This is a genomic window from Paraburkholderia sp. BCC1876 (assembly GCF_902833695.1).
Classification (GTDB): Bacteria; Pseudomonadota; Gammaproteobacteria; order Burkholderiales; family Burkholderiaceae; genus Paraburkholderia.
The window spans coordinates 1,391,682-1,411,981 of the sequence record NZ_CADFGI010000001.1 but is presented as its reverse complement, the minus strand read 5'-3'; the positions used below and the strand labels follow the sequence as shown (position 1 = coordinate 1,411,981).

Here is a 20,300-nt window from a genome sequence, read left to right as displayed (position 1 = left end):
GTTGCTGTTTGCCATCGGATACCGGATTTAGACAATGAACAATATTGCTCAGGACATGCTGGCCGTTTCCCGTCGTTACGCCGACCTCACGCCGGAACGGCGCGCGGCGTTCCGGCAGCGGTTCGCCGCGGGAGGCCACGATCTGTCCGATCTGCCGATCGTGCGTTTGCGCGAACGCGGCGAGCGTCTGCCGCTCTCGCATGCGCAGGAGCGCCTGTGGTTCCTGTGGAAACTCGAGCCGCACAGCGCGGCGTACAACATGGTGGGCGCCTTGCGTCTGGCGGGCGAACTCGACGTGGCGCGCCTACGCGCTGCGCTCGATACGCTGGTCGCGCGGCACGCGAGTTTGCGAACCCGCTTTGGTGAAACCGGAGGCGTCGCGTGGCAGCACCTCGCCGAATTCGCGAACGCGGACGAAGCGCATTACGGCTGGCGTGAAGTGGATCACGTCGAAGGGAGCGATCTCGACGTCATGCTGCAACAGTTGTCGCGCGCGCCGTTCGATCTCGAACGCGGGCCGCTGTTTAACGTCACGCTGTTGCGTCAGGGCGATCGCGAGCATGTGCTGCATCTGGCCTTGCATCACATCGTGTCGGATGGCTGGTCGCAGGCGATTCTGCAGAAGGAACTCGGCGCGCTGTATCGCGCGGGCGGCGAGGCGAACGCGCTCGACGCGTTGTCGATCGAATACGGCGACTACGCGCTGTGGCAACGCGAATGGCTCGAAGGCGCCGCGCTCGACGCCCAGCTCGACTACTGGCGCGCCACGCTCGGCGATAGTCACCCGGTGCTGGAACTGCCCGCCGACCGTGTGCGCCGCGGGCTCGACACTCCGCTGGGCGGCAGCGCGAACCGCACGCTCGGCGCCGCGCAGCGCGAGCGGCTTGGCGCGTTGTCGCGCGAACTGGGCGTGACCTTGTTCGCCACGTTGTTCGCGGGCTGGGACGCGTTGCTGTATCGCTACACCGGCCAGCGCGATATCCGCATCGGCACGCCGGCGGCCGGGCGCGACCGTCTCGAGACGGAAGGCGTGGTGGGGTTCTTCGTCAATACGCTGGTGATTCGCGCGGACTTGCACGGCGGCGACACGTTCGGCGTGCTCGCGCGGCAGATCGCGCAACGCGTGCTCGACGCGCAGGCGAATCAGGACGTGCCGTTCGCGCGTGTGGTCGACGCGCTGCAACCGCCGCGCAGTCTCACGCATACACCGCTGTTTCAATCGATGGTCAGCTACGCGCCGGGCGACGCGGCAGGCACGCTGACGTTGCCGGGTCTCACGCTCGACGCGCTCGACGCCGATACCGGCGCGGCCAAGTTCGATCTGATGCTGCATGTGGTGGACGACAACGGCGCGTTGCGCGCGCAGATCGACTACGCCGCGGATCTGTTCGACGCGGCTACGATTGACGCGTTGCTGGACGACTATCTGACGCTGCTCGAAGGTGCGCGGGTGGAGACGTTGTTGCGCGATTTGCCGCTGCATACGCGTGGCGCTTCGAGCGAGCCGTCTGTCGCGCGGCGTGCTACCGGCGACGCACAAGCCAGCGTGGTCGAATTGTTCGCGGCCCAGGTCGCCGCGCGCGGCACCCATGACGCGCTGGTCTGCGAAGGTCGCACGCTCGACTACGCGAGCCTCGACGCATGGGCGGCGCGGATCGCCGCGGCGCTCGCACAGCATGGCGATGCGACGGATCGCACCGTGGTGCTGTGCACGCGACGCACCCCGGCGCTGGTCGCCGGTTTGCTAGGCATTCTGAAGGCCGGCGGCGCGTATCTGCCAATCGATCCCGACTATCCGGACGAACGGATTACCGTGATGCTGGCCCGTTCAAATGCGCTCGCCATCGTCACCGACTCGGTGTGCGCCGCGCGCTTCGCGGACCGTTTCGGCAACGCGCCGGTGGTGCTCGCCGACACGCTCGAAGCCGCAGACGATGCCGCGCAAATCGCAACGCAAGGCACGCAAGCAACGGGCGCAACACAAGCAACGCAAGCGCAACCAACGCAAGCGCAACCAACGCAAGCGCAAGCAAAACCCCATCCACAACAACTCGCCTACACGATCTTCACCTCCGGATCGAGCGGCGAACCGAAGCAGGTCGGCGTTCCGCATGGCGCGCTCGCCGCGCATCTGCGCGCATTCGTCGACGCCTATTCGCTCGAACCCGCCGACCGTATCCTGCAGTTCGCCACCATCAGCTTCGACGTCGCCACCGAACAACTGCTCGCGCCGCTCGTGGCCGGCGCGACCGTCGTGATGCGCGGCGACGCACTGTGGGACATGGCCACCCTGAACACGGTGTTCGAGCGCGAACGCGTCACGGGCGCGGATTTGCCAACCGCTTACTGGTTGCAATGGCTCAATCATCTACCGACCCAAGCTTTCCCGACACTGCGCTGGATTTCGGTCGGCGGCGAACCGCTGCCCGGCGACGGCCTGCGCCGTTGGCACACCAGCGCGTTCGCCGGCGTGCGCTTCGACAATCAATACGGTCCGACGGAAGCGGTGATTTCATCGCTCTATCGCACCACTCGCGCAACCGACGCTGACGACACGATCGTCTCGATCGGCCACGCGTATCCGCAACGGCGCCTTGCCGTGCTCGACGCGGAAGGCAACCTCGTCCCGCTCGGCGGCCTGGGCGAGCTGTGCCTGGGCGGCGACGAACTGGCGCGCGGCTATCTCGGCGCGGCAGCGGCAACGGCGGATCGCTTCGTGCCGGACCCGCACGGCGAACCGGGCGCACGCCTGTATCGCACGGGTGACCTCGTGAAAATCCGCCGCGACGGCCGCGTCGATTTCATCGGTCGCGCGGATCAGCAGCTGAAACTGCGCGGCTTTCGCATCGAACCCGGCGAGATCGAAGCGGCGATGCGTTCGCAACCGGGCGTCCGCGAAGCGCTGGTGGCGCTGCATGGCGAAGGGACGAGCCGGCGTCTGGTCGGCTATGTCGTAGGTTGCGAGGACGAGGCCGCGTTGCGTGCCGCGCTCGAGCAGACCTTGCCCGATTACATGGTGCCGCAGGCGTTCGTCCATCTCGACGCCTTGCCGCTGATGGGCAACGGCAAGGTGGATCGCCATGCATTGCCGGCGCCGGACATCACGCTGGCGCGCGTCGCGCCTTCTACGGCGGCGGAGCAGGCGTTGCTCGCCATCTGGCGCACGGTGCTGGGTCGCGACGATCTCGGCGTGACCGACAATTTCTTTGAAGCGGGCGGCGATTCGATTCTGAGTCTGCAGATCGTCGCGCGGGCGCGGCAAGCGGGGTATGTGCTCGGTCCGCGACAGGTGTTCGAGCAGCCTACGGTGGAGCGACTTGCGCGGGTGGCCGAAGCGGCTACAACGCAGACCGTGCTGACCGAGTCCCGTGAACCGTTGGACCTCACGCCGATTCAACAGGCGTTCTTCGAGCAGTTCCCACTCGGCGAAAACCATTGGAATCAGGCCGCGTTGCTGCGTGTGGAAGGCGAACTCGACGAGACGGCGTTGCGCGCCGCGCTCGACGCGATTGTTCGCACGCACGACGCGCTTCGTCTGCGCTTTTTCCAACGCGACGGTGCGTGGCGTCAGCAGGTGAGCGCGGCGTCGTCGTGTGCGCTAGAGGTGTTCGACTGGCGCGAGTGCGCCGCGTGGCAAGCGGCGTTGGAACAGGCGGGCACGCGTTTGCAGGCAGGGCTCGATCTCGCGAACGGACCGTTGGTGCGCGCGGGCTATGTCCGTTTGCGCGACGAAGGGCGGCTGCTGGTCGCGATTCATCACCTGGCCGTCGACGGCGTGTCGTGGCGCGTGTTGCTCGACGATCTGCAAACGGCGTACGCGCGAGCGCTGGAAGGCCACGCGATCGAACTGCAAGCGGGCACGCCGTGGAGTGTCTGGGTCGAACGTTCCGTCGCGTATGCCCAGGAGGGTGGTGTGCGTCGCGAGGCGCAGTGGTGGCGCGACGCGCTGTCGGCGGCGCGAACCGATGGCGGCGCGCCGGCCGCGTTCGTCGAGTCTTCGCAAGTGATGCGTATGGCCGACACGCTGACGCTCGAAACCGCGCTGGACGCGACGACGACGCGGCTGCTGGTGCAGGACGCGCCGAAGGCGTATCGCACGAATGTGGAAGAGGTGTTGCTCGCCGCGTTGGCACAGGCGGTGCGGGCATCGAACGTCGCGCGTGGGGTTGGCGCGCGTGGCGTTTTGTTGGCGCTGGAAGGGCACGGCCGCGAAGCGCTCGGTAACGACGCGCCGGACCTGAGCCGCTCGGTGGGCTGGTTCACCACGCGTTATCCGCTGTGGCTGGAAGCGCACGATGACGCGCGCGACGCGCTGATCGATGCCAAGGCGCGACGCCGTGCGGTGCCGCACAACGGCCTGCACTGGGGCCTGCTGAGCGCGTATGGTGACGTGGACACGAAGGCCTCGCTGGCCGGTTTGCCGATGCCGCGTGTCGGCTTCAATTATCTGGGGCAGTTCGATTCGAGCCTCGACAAAGCGGGGCGTTTCGGTTTCGCGGAGGAATCCGCAGGCGAGTCGATTGCCGCGGACGCGCCCGTCGACGAACCGCTCTCTATCGTTGCACGTATCGCGAACGGCGCGTTGAGCGTGACGTGGCGCTACGCGCCGCAGATTCTCGCCACGAGCGACGCGCAGGCGTTGAAAGCGTTGTTCGAGCGCAGCCTCGAAGGCTTGATTCAACATGCGCTCAAAGCACAGCCGGAAGCGACCGCCGCGGATTTTGTATTGGCGGGACTGAGCCAGGCGCAATTCGAGTCGTTGAAACTGGACCTCGCGCGTGTCGAGGATATCTATCCGGCCACGCCGGTTCAGCAGGGTTTGTTGTTCCATAGCGCGCTGGAAAGCGGTAGCGGTTTGTATGTGAACCAGCGTCGTTTGACCTTGCGCGGCGAGCTGGATCGCGCGGCGTTGCGCTCGGCGTGGACGCATGCGGTTGCGTCGCATGCGATTCTGCGTACGCAGTTCGAGACGCGACATGGCGGCGACGCGTTGCAGGTCGTGCTGCGTAATGTTGATTTGCCGTATGTCGAGCACGACTGGTCGTCGCTCGATACGCAGGCTTATGAAGCGAGGCTTCACGCGTGGATGCGTGAGGACGTGCAGCGCGGCTTCGATGTCGAGCGTGCGCCGTTGCTGCGTATCGCGTTGTTCATTCGCGCGGATGGTGCGCATGATCTGATCTGGACCGATCATCATGTGTTGCTCGACGGCTGGAGCAGCGCACAACTCATGCGCGAAGTGGCGGATGCGTATGAAGCTTTGCTCGCGCGTCGTGAACCAGTTAAGAACGCGCCGCCTTATCGCGACTACGTGCAATGGCGTTTGCAACAGGACGAAGGCGAAGCATGGTGGCGCGAGCAGGCCGCACGCGTCGACGAACCGGCAACGCTGCTCGAAAGCCTCGGCTTGAACACAGGCCGCGCACTGGAAGTCGCCGCCGAAGCAGACTTGCCGCCGCACGAATCGCGTCTCGACGAAAGCTTGAGCGAAGCATTGCGCGACACCGCCCGACGTCACCATGTAACGCTGAATACGGTATTGCAAGGCGCGTGGGCGTTGCTGCTGTCGCGCTACGGCAACCGCAACCAGGTGGCATTCGGCGTGACCGTATCCGGCCGCCCAGCGCATTTGCCGCAAGTGGAGCAGATGCTCGGGCTGTTCATCAACAGCCTGCCGGTTTGGGTCGACGTGCCGGAAGCAATGCCGCTGTCGGCGTGGCTCGACGCGCTGCAACACCACAATGGCGCGCTGCGCCAGTACGAACACACGCCGCTGTCGCGCATCCAGCAATGGACCGCGCGGAGCGGCGACGGCCTGTTCGACACGCTGCTCGTGTTCGAAAACTATCCCGTCGATGCCACCTTGCGTCACGGCGCGCACGGCGTGGCCATCGAACAGACGGCTGCCTTCGAACGCACGCATGTTCCGCTGACGCTGAGTGTCATGCCGGACGCGCGGATCGGGTTGCGCTGGTCGGCGGAGTCGACGCGCGTGGACCGCGCAACGATCGAACGGCTCGACGCGCACTTTCTTGAACTGCTGACGCAGATCGCGGCGCACGGCGATCCGCTGCTGCGCACGCTGACGCTCGCCTCGACGCTCGCGCACGGCGCTGCGCCGCGCGAAACCTTCGCGTTCGAATCGGTACTCGAACGGATTGCCGCGCAAACCCGCGCACGTCCCGACGCGATCGCGCTCACCGACGGCGACACCGCCTACACCTACGACGCGCTCGACCGCTGGTCGAACCAGATCGCGCATCGCCTGCTCGCGGCGGGCGTGCGCGCCGATGAATGCGTGGGCCTGTGCATGGAGCGCTCGGCGGCGCTGGTCGCGGGCGTGCTCGGGATTCTCAAGGCGGGCGCCGCGTATGTGCCGCTCGATCCGACCTATCCGGCCGAACGGCTGGCGTACATGCTCGACCATTCGCGCGCCCGCCGTGTGGTGGCCGACGCGGCCAGCGCCACGCGCTGGGCGGACCTGCTCGACGGCTGCGAACTGTTGCTGGCCGACGCGGTGAGCGACCAGCCCGAACACACGCCGCCACTGCGTCTGCATCCTGAACAACTCGCTTACGTGATCTACACATCGGGCTCGACCGGCCGGCCGAAGGGCGTGGCGATCACGCATGCGAACGTGGCGCGCCTGTTCGCCGCCACCGACGCGTGGTACGGCTTCGGCCCCACCGACGTGTGGCCGCTCTTCCATGCCTATGCATTCGACGTCTCGGTGTGGGAACTGTTCGGTTGCCTCACGCATGGCGGCCGTCTCGTGATCGTGCCGTACTGGACCGCGCGCGATCCGTCCGCGTGTCATCGACTGTTACGCGACGAATGCGTGACCGTGCTGAACCAGACGCCGTCGGCCTTCATGCCGCTGATGCACGTCGACCTGGAAAGCGACACGCCATTGCACACGCTTCACACGGTGATCTTCGCCGGCGAGAAGCTGGAGCCGGCGAGCCTGCACGCGTGGCTGGAGCGGGGCGGCGCGCGCGCGCCGCGCGTCGTCAATATGTACGGCATTACCGAAACGACGGTGCATTCGAGCTATCGTCCGTTGAGTCTCGCGGACACCCGCGGCGCCGCGCCGCGCAGCGTGATCGGCGTGGCGATCCCCGATCTGTCGCTGCCGATTCTCGACACCGCGCTGCATCCAGTCGCCGATGGCGCGGCGGGCGAATTGCACGTGGGCGGCGCGGGTCTGGCACGCGGCTATCTGCATGCACCGGGTCTGACGGCCGCGCGCTTCGTGCCCGATCCGTTCGGCGCGCCGGGCAGTCGCATGTATAAATCCGGCGATCTGGCGCGGCGGCTGCTGGGCGGTGAACCGGAATACATCGGCCGTAATGACTTTCAGGTGAAGGTGCGCGGCTATCGCATCGAACTCGGCGAAATCGAGGCCGCGTTGCTCGGCGCGCCGACGGTGCGCGAGGTCGCGGTGCTGGCGCGGCCCGACGCGAGCGGCGCGATGAGCCTCGTCGCGTATATCGTGCCGCGTGCGCCGGAGAGCGGCGCGGGCGGTGACATCGCGGCGAACGCGTTCTCGGGCGAAGCGCTCAAGCATTGGCTCGACGCACGTCTGCCGCCGCATATGGTGCCCACCATTTTCGTCGCGCTCGACGCGTTGCCGCTCACGTCGAACGGCAAGCTCGACCGGCGTGCATTGCCGGAGCCGCAATCGCTCGATGCGAGCGCCGCGTATGTCGAATCGCAAACGGACGACGAACGCGCAATTGCGCAAATCTGGCAGGATGTGCTGGGCGTGGCGCGTGTCGGCCGTGACGATCACTTTTTCCTGCTGGGCGGTCATTCGCTGCTGGCCATGCGGGCTGTGGCTCGCACGCGGGAAGTACTCAAGCGCACGGTCGCGCTGCCGCTGCTGTTCACCCAGCCGGTGCTGAAAGATTTCGCGGCGGCGCTGTCGGCGGTGCTTCAAGACAGCACGGCAAACGCGGATGCTGTGCCGTCGCGTATCGAACCACGGCCCGCGAGTTTGACGCGCGTTCCGTTGACGCCCGCGCAGCAGCGTCTCTGGTTCCTGTGGAAGCTCGACCCCGCGAGCCCCGCCTATACGATCAACGGCGCGGTGCGTCTCGAAGGCCAATTCGACGTGACGGCGGCACGCGCCGCGCTCGACGCGCTGATTGCCCGGCACGAGAGCCTGCGCATGCGCGTCGAAGAAACGGAAGGCGCCGCGCTGCAATCGTTCGATGCGCAGCCCGGCTGGCAGACCCTCGATCTCGAAGCGCAACCGGAGCAGGAGCGCGCGGCCACGCTGGCGGCGCTCGGTGCGCAGCCGTTCGATCTGTTGCGTGGACCGGTGCTACGCGTCAGCGTGCTGCGCTTGCGGGCGCAGGAACATGTGCTGCATTTTTCGATGCATCACATCGTGTCCGACCGCTGGTCGCAGGACATCGTGCTCGCGGATTTTGCGGCGCTGTATGCCGCGCAAACCACGCGACAGGCGGCGCAGCCAACGCAACCGCTGGCGCCGCTCGCCGTGGCATTCGGCGACTACGCGTTGTGGCAGTCGCAGGAAACCGACGCCACCGCGCTGGCCGCTCAACTCGACTACTGGCGTCACGAACTCGGCGACGAACATCCTGTCCTCGAATTGCCGTTCGACCGCGCGCGCAGCGATGCACGAGGCAGCGCGGGCGCCGCCTGGCGCGTGCCGCTCGACGGCGCGCTCGGCGCGCGCGTTCACGCGCTGGCCGCGCGCCGTCACGCGACGCCTTTCATGGTGCTGCTCGCGGCATGGCAAGCGCTATTGCAGCGGTATAGCGGACAACACGAGATTCGCGTCGGCGTGCCGGTTGCGGGCCGGGACCGCAGCGAGACGCAGGAACTGGTTGGCTGCTTCGTCAATACGCTGGTGGTGCGGGCGAAATTGCGCGGTTGCGAGCCGTTCGCGGCGGTGCTCGACGCCGCGCGCGAACGGGTGATCGCCGCGCAGGCGAATCAGGACGTGCCGTTCGCGCAACTGGTCGAAGCCTTGCACCCGCAACGCAGCTTGCGTCACACGCCGCTTTTCCAGGCGATGTTCAACTATGCGAAGGCCGATCGCGCCGCGCCCGCGTTGCCGGGTCTCACGATCTCGAACGTGGACGCAGCCGAACAGACCGCGCGCTTCGATCTCACGCTCAATGCCAACGACACGCCGGACGCGCTCACGCTGTCGTTCGGTTACGCCACCGATGTATTCGACGAGGCGACCATCGCGCGGCTCGCGGCGCATTACGTCGAGTTGCTGGAGCAGGTGCTCGTCGACGACACGCTCAAGCTCGGCGACATCGCGCTCGCGGATGCCACGCCGGGCGATGCCGCGCCGCGTGCGCGTTCGTTTGCCGCGCCGTTTGCGGCGATCGATGCGCAGGCGCAGCGTCAGCCCGAGGCTGTGGCGATCGTCTGCGAAGGGGCGGAACTGCGTTATGGCCAATTGCGCACGCGTTCGGATCGGTTAGCGGCGCGGTTGCGAACGCTTGCGGTGGGCGTGAATTCTGCCGCCGCGCAGCGGGAAGTCGACAATAAACCGTCAGCGGCAGGCCTGCGCGAAGCGCGTGTTGGTCTGTGCGTGGCGCGTTCGCCGGCGCTGCCGGTTGGATTGCTCGGCATCATGAAGTCGGGCGCGGCCTTTGTACCGCTCGACCCGGCGTATCCGCCGGATCGTCTCGCCTACATGCTCGCGGACGCGGGTGTGCAGCGCGTGGTGGCCGATCGCGCGAGCGCCATGCAACTCGCCGACGTGCTGCGGGACTGCGAAGTCCTCACGCTGGACGCACAAGGCTCACTCGACGACGACGCCACCTACAACGACGAAACACTTGCGCCGCTCGCGCTGCACCCATCGCAACTCGCGTACGTGATCTACACGTCGGGCTCGACCGGTCAGCCAAAGGGCGTGGCGGTCGATCATGCCGCGCTCGCCGAACATCTGGCGGACTTCATCGGCACCTACGACATCGCCGCGACGGACACGCAATTGCAATCGTCGACGATCAACTTCGACGTCGCGTTGCACGAGTTGCTGCCGTCGCTGATGCAGGGCGGTCGCGTCGTGATGCGCGGCCCCGAGATGTGGGACCTCGCCACCATGAGCCGCACGCTGATCGAGCAGCAGGTCAGCTTCGCACGCATTCCTACCGCGTACTGGCAGCAGTGGTTGCGCACGCCGCCCGCGCGCAGCGATCTGGCGCGCTTGCGGCAGATCACCGTCGGCGGCGAGGCGCTGCCTGGCGACGCGCTCGCGCAATGGCGCGACGGTCCGCTCGCGGGCATCGCGCTCGACAATCTCTATGGTCCGACCGAAACCACGGTCGCATGTCTGCATCGGCGCACCACGGCGGCCGACGCGCAAACCCCGGTGGTGTCGATCGGCACGCCGTATCCGTCGCGCACGGCACGCGTCTACGACGACGCGGGTAACGCCGTGCCCGCGCTGGGCGTCGGCGAACTGTGCATCGGCGGATTGACGATGGCGCGCGGCTATCTCGGCCGCGCCGCGCTCACGGCCGATCGCTTCGTGCCGGATCCGCGCGGCGAACCGGGTTCGCGCATTTATCGCTCGGGCGACTTGTGCCGCGCGCGTGCCGACGGCCGCATCGATTTTCTCGGTCGACTCGACCAGCAGGTCAAGCTGCGCGGTTTTCGTATCGAACTCGGCGAGATCGAGACGGCCGTGCGCGAGCAGCCCGGCGTGCGCGAAGCGCTGGTCGATCTGCGCGGCAGCGGCGCGCATAAGCGGCTCGTGTGCTATCTGAGCGGCAGCGCCGATATCGACGCCGTGCGCGCCGCGCTCGACGCGCGTCTGCCGGAGCACATGGTGCCGGCGGTGTTCGTCGCGCTCGCCGCGTTGCCGATGATGCAGAACGGCAAAGTGGATCGCCGCGCATTGCCGGACCCCGACGAGGCGGCACTCACGGCGCGCTCGCACACGCCGCCGTCCACGCCGCGCGAAGCCGCGCTGCTGGCGATCTGGCAGCGTGTGCTCGGACGCGACGCGCTCGGCGTACACGAGAATTTCTTCGAGGTGGGCGGCGATTCGATCCTGAGTCTGCAGATCGTCGCGCGGGCGGCGCAGGCGGGTTTGCGCATCACGCCGCGTCAACTGTTCGAACAGCCGACGGTGGCACGGCTCGCGGCGGTTGCGCTCGACGTGTCGGCGGACGACGCCGACGCCCAGAGCCGGCACGCCGAACGGCATGACGCGTTGCCGCTCACGCCGATTCAGACCGACTTTTTCCGGCGTTATCCGCACGGCGAGTCCCACTGGAATCAGGCGGCATTGCTGAGTGTGGCGGGCACGCTGGATTCGCAGGCCCTGGAGGCGGCGGTGCGCGCGCTGGTGTCGCGTCACGACGCGTTGCGCGTGCGCTTCGAGAAGTCCGTGGACGGCACATGGGTTCAACGCGTGACGCCCGCCGCGGATTACTTTGCGACGCTGCCGACGCTGGTGGAATCGATCGATCTGAGCGGCGAAGCCGACTGGCGCGCGGCGCTTGAACGCGAGGGCGAGCGCCTGCACCGCGACCTCGATCTGCAAGCCGGACCGCTGATGCGCGTGGCGTGGTTCAAGGTCGGCGCGGACAAAGGGCGTTTGTTCGTCGTGATTCATCACGCGGTGGTGGACGGTGTGTCGTGGCGCGTGTTGCTCGACGAGTTCGAAACCTTGTATGCGAGCGCGGCGCGTGGCGAAGCACCGGACGCAGCCTTGGCCACGCCGTTGCCGTGGAGCGCGTGGGTGGAACGGGCGGCGCGTTATGCCGCCGCGCTGCCGGCGCAGAGCGAGGCGGAGAAATGGCGCGCGGCGCTGGAGGGCGCGAGTGCCGCGCTGCCGGTCGAGCGCGACGAGTCGCAGGCCGACATGCGGCTCGCGGCGAGCCGCGTTCATACGCTGACGCTCGATCGCGCGATGACCGAGGCGCTGTTGCGCGAACCCGCGCGCGCTTACCGGATGGGCACGGATGAAGTGCTGCTGGCCGCGCTCGCGGACGCGGTGGCGTCGTGGAGTGGCGCGGCTGGCGCACTGATCGCACTTGAAGGCCACGGCCGCGAGGAGATCGATGCGCAACTCGATCTGAGCGGCACGATCGGCTGGTTCACGACGCGCTTTCCGGTGTGGATTCCGGCTGGCGTGAACGTGAATGCGAACGCGAACGCGCAGGGGAACGCCGGACGTTCACGGACGCGCGACGCATTGCGCGCCGCCAAACAACGTCTTCGTGCAATCGAACACAAGGGCCTGCATTGGGGCATGCTCACGCAGCTTGCCGCCGATCCGGCCGTGCGCGCGGAATTGTCCGCATTGCCGGCGCCACGCATCGGCTTCAATTATCTTGGGCAGACCGATCAGGTGCTTGAACGCAATGGCCGGTTCGGCTTTGCGAGCGAGTCGACCGGTGCGCCGATGTCCGGCGATTCGCGGTTGAAATATGTGCTCGACCTGAACGGTGCAGTCGAGAACGGCATGCTGGCCATCACCTGGCGCTACAGCCCGGATGTGCTTGCCGACGCGACGGTCAGCGCGCTCGCCGATTCGTTCCGCGCGTCGCTCGCGGCGTTTGTCGAGCATTGCTCGCGGGCGGCCGCCGGTGCGACGGCGGAAGATTTCCCGCTCGCGCAACTCGACGCCGCGCAGCTCGATGCACTCGATCTGCCGCTCGGCGATGTCGAGGATATTTATCCGGCCACGCCGCTCCAGCAGGGCTTGCTGTTCCACAGTCTGTTGCAGCAGGGCGCGGGCGTTTATATCAATCAGAAGCGACTGACCTTGCGCGGTACGCTCGACCGCGACGCGCTCGCCGCCGCATGGCGCATCGCGCTCGAACGGCATGCGATTCTGCGCACGCACTTTGAATGGCGGCACGGCGGCGAGGCGTTGCAGATCGTGCGTCGGCGCGTCGAGTTGCCGGTCGCGTTGCACGACTGGCGCGCGCACGACGACTATGAAGCCGCGCTTGCACAGTGGCGCGCGGAAGATCTGACGACGCCGTTCGATCTGCGTCATGCGTCGCTGATGCGTCTGAATTTGTTCGCGCGTCCCGACGGCGCTCACGATCTCGTGTGGACGGATCATCATGCGCTGCTCGACGGCTGGAGCGCCGCGCAACTGATGGGCGAAGTGATCTACGCCTATCGACGCGAGACGGCGGCGCTGGACGCAATCGATGCGCCGTTGGCGGCCGCTACGCCGTATCGCGAGTACGTGCGCTGGCGTCAGAATCAACCCGCCGCGCAGGACTGGTGGCGCGGGCAATTGCAGGCACTCGACGAGGTCGGGCTCCTGATGCCGTCGCTGCGCGGCAAGCCCGCCGGCCGGCAAGCAGGCGACACCGCGCCGCTTGGGAACACGGGCGTGCATCGTCTCGCGCAGCCGCTCGGCGTCGCGTTGAGCGAGGCGCTGCGGGCGGCGGCGGTGCGTCATCGCGTGACGCTCAATACGCTGATCCAGGCCGCGTGGGCCGCGTTGCTCGCGCGTCACGCGAACCGTCGACGGATCGCGTTCGGCGTCACCGTGTCGGGGCGTCCGCCCGAACTGCCGGGTATCGACGGCATGCTCGGCCTGTTCATCAACAGTTTGCCGGTCTGGACGGCGCTGCGTTCGGACGAACCGCTCGGCGACTGGCTCGCCGGTCTGCAGCAACATAACGCCGCGTTGCGCCAGCACGAACACACGCCGCTGCGCGAGGTGCAGCGCTGGGCCGCGGAGAGTGCGGGGCGCGAGTCCGGGCCGCTGTTCGACACGCTCGTCGTGTTCGAGAACTATCCGATCGACGCCGGCCTGCGCGAAGGCGAGACGGGGCTGGAGGTGAGCGCGTCGGAAACGCTCGAGCGCACGCACTATCCGTTGACGCTCGCGGTGTCGCCCGGCGAAGCACTGTCGATTCAATGGAACGCGGACGCCGCGCAACTCGACGCGGCGGTGCTCGATCGTCTGGCCGCGCAGTACGCGGCGCTGCTTGAACAGATCGCACGCCCGGCCACGCGTTGGGTGGGCGATCTGCAGGTGCCGCGCGGCGTGTTGCCGTTCGAGGGCGGTGATTTCGCTCAGGCCGCGCCGGTCGATCACGTGTTCGTGTCGCTCGCCGCTCGTTTCGCGACGCAGGCCGCGCAACGGCCTGACGCGCTGGCGGTCGTCGCCAGCGATGCGCGCGTTACTTACGCGGAACTCGACGCGTGGTCCGATCGCATCGCCGCGCATCTGCTCGCGCAGGGCGTGGGACGCGAGGAGCTGGTCGGCGTGGCATTCGAGCGGTCCGCGGCGCTGATCGCGGCGCTGCTTGGCGTGTTGAAGGCGGGTGCGGCCTACGTGCCGCTCGATCCGTCGTATCCGCGTGAACGGCTCGACTATCTGCTTGGCGATGCGGGCATTGTGCGGGTGCTGGTTGATAAAGCGGGTATTGGCGCGCTCGCGCATGCTGGTGCGCGCATCAGCCTGCTCGACATCGGCGTCGTGCCGCCTGCCCCGGCGAACTGGCGCGTCGCTGCGCCGGTCGTGTTGCCGGAGCAACTCGCCTACGTGATCTACACGTCGGGCTCGACGGGACAACCCAAGGGCGTCGCGATTTCGCAGCGCAGCGCCGCGCGTCTGTTCGACAGCACCGGCGAGACATTCGGCTTCCACGCCGATGACGTCTGGTCGATGTGCCACTCGTACGCGTTCGACTTTTCAGTGTGGGAAATCTTCGGCGCGCTTACCACCGGCGCGCGCCTGGCCGTCGCGCCCGCCGCGCTCGCTCGCGACGTGGAAGCGCTGCACCGCTGGCTCGGCGAACAGGGCGTGAGCGTGCTGAATCAGACGCCTTCTGCCTTCATGCCGCTGATGCGCGTCGACATGCAGAGCGACGCCGGTCTTGCGCGTCTGCGCGTGGTGATCTTCGGCGGCGAGAAGCTCGAGCCGCAGGCGCTCGCGGGTTGGGCGGCGGCGCGACGCGCACGCGGCGTCGAAGGTACGCGGCCGATGCTGGTCAACATGTATGGCATCACGGAGACGACGGTGCACGTCACCTGCCGTCCGCTTGCCGACGACGATCTGCGCGCGGCAGTCGGCAAGGCGGCGCGCAGCGTGATCGGCGCGCCGCTCGACGACCTCGCGCTGCGCGTGCTCGACGACGACCTGAACGTCGTGCCCGAGGGCGCGACCGGCGAGTTGTGCGTGGGCGGCGCGGGTCTCGCGCGCGGCTATCTGGGCCGCGCCGCGCTGACCGCCGAGCGTTTCGTGCCCGATCCGTATGGCGCGCCGGGTGCGCGTCTGTACCGTTCGGGCGATCTCGCGATTCACGACGCCGACGGCGAAATCGACTACGTCGGCCGTAACGATTTCCAGACGAAGATTCGCGGCTATCGGATCGAGACGGGCGAGATTCGCGCGCGGCTGCTCGCGCATCCGGCCGTGCGCGACGCGGCGGTGCTGGCGGTCGGCACGCCGTCGACCGACGGCGTCGCGAGCGAAAGCCTGCGTCTGGCGGCGTGGATCGTGCCCGATCCGGCGCATACCGCGCCCGACGACTGGAGCACGGCGCTGCGCGCGCACCTGCGCGAGCAGTTGCCGGACTATATGGTGCCGTCTTTGTTCGCGACGCTCGATGCGTTGCCGCTCACGGTCAACGGCAAACTCGACAGCAAGGCGCTGCCGCTTGCGACGGCCGCCGGCGCGACCGATGCCGCAGCCCAGGTTGCCGCCGACGAAGCGCCGGCCACGCCGACCGAGGTGCGGCTCGCCGCGATCTGGCAGACCGTGCTGGGCGGCGCCCCGGTCGGCTCACGCGCGCATTTCTTCGAGCAGGGCGGCGACTCGCTCGCGACGCTGCGGGTGGCGGAACTGGCGCGCGCCGCTGGCTTTGCGCGGTTCGCGGTGGGGATGCTGTTCGAGCATCCGGTGCTCGCCGATCTGGCTGCGGCGCTGGATGCGTTTGCTTCGAACGCTGTCGACGAGGCCGCCGCGCCGCGTCATCTGGTGCGTCTGAATGCGGGCGATGCGCCGCATCGGCTGTTCGCGATTCATCCGGGCTACGGCCTGGTGGCGGGCTATCGCGCGCTCGCGCAGATGCTGGTGGGGCAAGTGGAAGTGGTCGGCGTCGAGTATCCGGCCTTTAGCGACGAGTCCTGGCGTTTCACCGGACTGCAAGCGCTGGCGCGTCAGTATGCCGACGCGATCCGGCGCGCGCAGCCGCGTGGTCCGTATGCGCTGCTCGGCTGGTCGTTCGGCGGGATGATCGCGACGGAAGTGGCGCGTGTGCTGGAGGACGAGGGCGAGCAGGTCGCGTTCGTCGGGCTGCTCGATGTGTCGATTCATCCGGACGCGGCGGCTGATGCGGTTGGCTCGGCCGAGGTGGCGGGGGTGAACGGGAAGACGGTTGCGGCATCTGCGGCGGTCACAGTAGCAATGGCAGCAACGGCGGCTGAGGCGGCAACGATGGCCGCGCAGCCCGCCTGGCGGGAACAAGCCACGCCGGAAGAAGTAGCCACTTTGGCTGCCCGCGTTCCGGCATGGCTCGCTCAAGCCGACGACGGCGCGTTGCCGTCCGCCTCGGCCTCCGCTTTGGTCGAACACGCGGCGCTCGCGCAAGCCAATGCCGCGCTCGCGTTGCGTCGGCACTGGCCGGCTGCGCCGCGCGCGCCGTTGTCCTTCTGGTGGGCGGCGCGCGGTGCGTCGCGGTCGGCGGCCGAGGATCTCGCGCGCTGGCAGAGCAGCGGTGTGAAGCTCGCCAGCTCGGTCGAGGTGGACGCGGCGCACGACGACATCGCGTGGCATCCCGCGCTGCTCGAATCGCTAGGTGCGACGTTGCGCGAGGCGTTCGACGACGCGGCGCGCTAAGCGGGCCGGGGCGGTGCGCGCGAGTCCGGACGCTCGGACGGCGCGCGCCGCTCAGCCCTGCAGCGCGTCCAGCGGCGCGGTCGCGGGGTTCATCATCGATTGATATTTCAACGGAGTCATATGCAGGACGCGCTTGAACATCACCGCGAACGTGTTGGCGTCCGCGTAGCCGAGGTAGGCGGCCACCTCGGTGATCGGCGTGCTGGTCGACAGGCGGCACATCGCTTCGGACGCGCGCATCTGCTCGCGCCATTTGGCGAACGGCATGCCGGTCTCGCGCTGAAAGTGCCGCGCCAACGTGCGCGAACTTGCGCCGATGCGGTCGCCCCAGTATTCCAGCGAGTCGCTGTTGGCCGGCTCGTCGATCAGCGCCTGGCAAATCTTGCGCAAGCGCGGATGCTGCGGCAACGGCAGACGGGCAGCCTGGTCGAGGATCGAGCCGAGGTCTTCGGTGGCGGCCGCGCTGAGCAGATGGACGATCAGTTGGGCGAGCACGTCGGCGAGACTGCCCGGCGGCGGGTTGCGCGCGGGTTGCGTGACCAGCGCCAGAATCGCCTCGCGCAGCAGGGCGTTCACCGCCAGCAGGCGGCCTTCCTCGTCGCCGCACATCGGGCACGGGTCGACATAGACCGTGCGGAACGAGACTTTGCCGACCATCTCCAGTTCATGCTCGACGCGCGGCGGCACCAGCAACGCGCGGTCCGGCGTGACGACCCAACTGGTGCCGGGCGTGCGCACGCGAATCACGCCGTTGGTGGCGTACAGGAGTTGCGCGCGCGGATGCGTGTGGGCGATTTCGCGCGCGCCGGATTCGTATTCGATCGCCTGGCCGAACACGATCGGCAGATCCGGCCGGCTGTCGGTCGACGCTTTAACAGTGGGATTCGCCAAGGCGGCGGAATTCGTCACGGTCACGGGACTGCCGACCGGGCTGGCATGCGCAACGGGCTTCACGAGAGATTTGTCCATTCGATTCGGTATTTTCGATATTATCGTCTGGATCGGTCATTTAGTGTCCATGTGACGCATAAAAACGTCCGCCTCTGCAAAGGACATGTCTGTATCATCCGAAATCGACAGGTGTGCGCGGAAACTGGCCGTGCTTTCCCGGACGCAACGCCTGATTAAAATCTAAATAGTCCATCCCCCAAGCCCGCGCATTGCGCAGTCCCACGGCGTTGTTTTGCCGTGGGACAAATCGCTGTTGCATAAGAAATAAGACTCATTATCATTAACATTCAATGGTGAATCGACGATGAAGGGATGTAAGAAAAACAAAAGTACGGGGCAGCGCGGACTTCCGGTGAGACTCGTTTTGCTCAGCATGCCGCTGGCGCTTTCCTCGATTGCGCATGCGCAATCGTCGGGCGCCGCCGACAGCGCGACTCGTCAGAGCGCGCCGGTGGGGCAGGCCAGCGGCACGAACGCGGCGAGCAGCAATACGCTGCCGGCCGTGAGCGTGAACGCTTCGCGTGAGTCGTCGGCGACCGGCCCGATCGCGGGCGTGGTGGCCAAGCGTAGCCTCACGGCGACCAAGACCGACACGCCGATTGTGCGTACGCCGCAATCGATCTCGGTGGTGACGCGCGATCAGATGGATCAGCAGGGCGCGACGACCATCGACCAGGCGCTGCGCTACACGCCGGGCGTCTATTCGCAGGACTCGACCGACTTCCGTTTCGACCAGTTGCGCGGCCGCGGCTTCGACTACTCGACCTATCTCAACGGCCTGATCCTGCAGCCGAGCGCGTATTACGCGAATCCGCGGATCGACCCGTACTTCCTCGAGCGTATCGACGTGATGCGCGGCCCGGCTTCCGTGCTGTACGGCGCGGGCAGCCCGGCGGGTATCGTGAATCTGGTGTCGAAGATGCCGACCGAAGACTCCGTGCACGAGTTGATGCTGCAGTTCGGCAATCACGACCGCTATGAAGTGGGCTTCGATATGGGCGGCAAGGTCGACGAGGCCGGCACCGTGCTGTACCGCGTGACCGGTCTCGGCCGCGATTCGGATACTCAGGTGAACGGCATCAAGGACCAGCGTCTCGCGATCGCGCCAAGCGTCACGATCCGTCCGACCAAGGACACCTCGCTGACGCTGTACGCGCAATACCAGCGCGACCCGGCGGGCGGCCTGTTCGACTCGCTGCCGGTGAGCGGCGTGGCCACCTTCAACCCGAACGGCAAGATCGGCACGGGGACCTACGTCGGCAATCCGAACGACGATTATTTCCGCCGCACGCAGTACGCCGTGGGTTACCAGTTCGAACAGAAGATCAGCCCGATCTTCACGTTCCGTTCGAACGCGCGTTACATGCACGACGACATCGACTATCACCAGACCTTCTTCGGCAACTGGGTGGCGGGGTCGAACAAAGTGCTGACCATGAACGCGTTCCTGGACCGCGAGCATCTGAGTCAGTTCGATATGGATAACCAGATCGAGGCGAAGTTCTCGACCGGCGCCGTCAAGCAGACCGTATTGTTCGGGCTCGACTATCAGCGCCTGTTGAACGGTGCGAACTCGGGGACGGGGGCGGTCGGTACGCTCAATCCGTTTGCGCCGGACTACTCGACGCTCCGCCAGATCACGGCGACCACCAAGCGCGTCGACACGGCCACCGATCAGGTCGGCGTCTATATCCAGGATCAGATCGAATACGGCCGCTGGCTGCTGACGCTCGGTGCGCGCAACGACTGGAGTTCGACCAATATCCAGTCGGTCACGCCGACCGCGGCTTCGGTGCAGAACCAGACGCCGCACGCGTTCACGTGGCGCGGCGGCCTGTCGTACCTGTTCGACTCGGGTATCGCGCCGTACTTCGTCTACGCGAAATCGTTCCAGCCGACCACTGGCGTGAACTTCGCGAATCAGGCGCTGGTGCCGACCACCGGTCAGGAATACGAAGTCGGCGTGAAGTATCAGCCGAAGAACTACAACGCCTTGTTCACGGCCGCGCTGTTCAACCTGACGCAACAGAACGTGTCGACTACCGACTCGCTGCACCCGGGTTATGCGGTGCAAACGGGTGAAGTGCGCTCGCGCGGTCTCGAACTCGAAGGCCGCCTGCAACTGTCCGACAGTCTGTCGGCGATCGCTTCGTACACGTATCTGAATCAGGTGGTCACGAAGTCCAACGTGGCATCGCAGCTCGGCAAGCGGCCCACGTTCGCGCCGCGTAACCTGGCGTCGATCTGGGCCGATTACACGCTGCATACGGGTCCGCTGCGTGGGCTCGGCTTCGGCGGCGGCGTGCGCTATATCGGCATGTCGGCGGGCGACACGGCCAATTCGTTCGACGTGAGCAGCGTCGTGCTGCTGGATGCCGCCGTGCACTACGACATCAGCAACTGGAAGTTCGCGCTGAACGGCACCAACCTCGCGAACCGCAAGTACGTGGCCTATTGTTCGGGCGGCGCGTGCTACTACGGTTCGACGATCGGCGTGCTCGGCACCGCGAAGTATCAGTGGTAAAACTGG

The 20,300-nt window shown here is 67.0% G+C and carries 3 protein-coding genes; 2 read left to right on the top strand and 1 reads right to left on the bottom strand.

What is annotated here, in order from left to right; all coding sequences use genetic code 11:
* The first annotated feature begins 34 nt into the window (after positions 1-34).
* Positions 35-16,819 carry a non-ribosomal peptide synthetase gene (locus HWY05_RS06070; protein WP_176057690.1) on the top strand — a complete coding sequence of 5,595 codons (16,785 nt, stop codon included), beginning with the start codon at positions 35-37 and terminating at the stop codon, positions 16,817-16,819.
* Positions 16,820-16,870: 51 nt separating this feature from the next.
* On the opposite strand, the gene HWY05_RS06065 is transcribed toward HWY05_RS06070, so the two are convergent.
* Positions 16,871-17,788 carry a helix-turn-helix transcriptional regulator gene (locus tag HWY05_RS06065; RefSeq protein WP_081936277.1) on the bottom strand — a complete coding sequence of 306 codons (918 nt, stop codon included), beginning with the start codon at positions 17,786-17,788 and terminating at the stop codon, positions 16,871-16,873.
* Positions 17,789-18,122: 334 nt separating this feature from the next.
* On the opposite strand from HWY05_RS06065, the gene HWY05_RS06060 reads away from it, so the two are divergent.
* Positions 18,123-20,294 (top strand): TonB-dependent siderophore receptor, encoded by a 2,172-nt coding sequence (locus tag HWY05_RS06060; protein WP_244146503.1) that lies wholly within the window; start codon positions 18,123-18,125, stop codon positions 20,292-20,294.
* Positions 20,295-20,300: the final 6 nt, after the last annotated feature.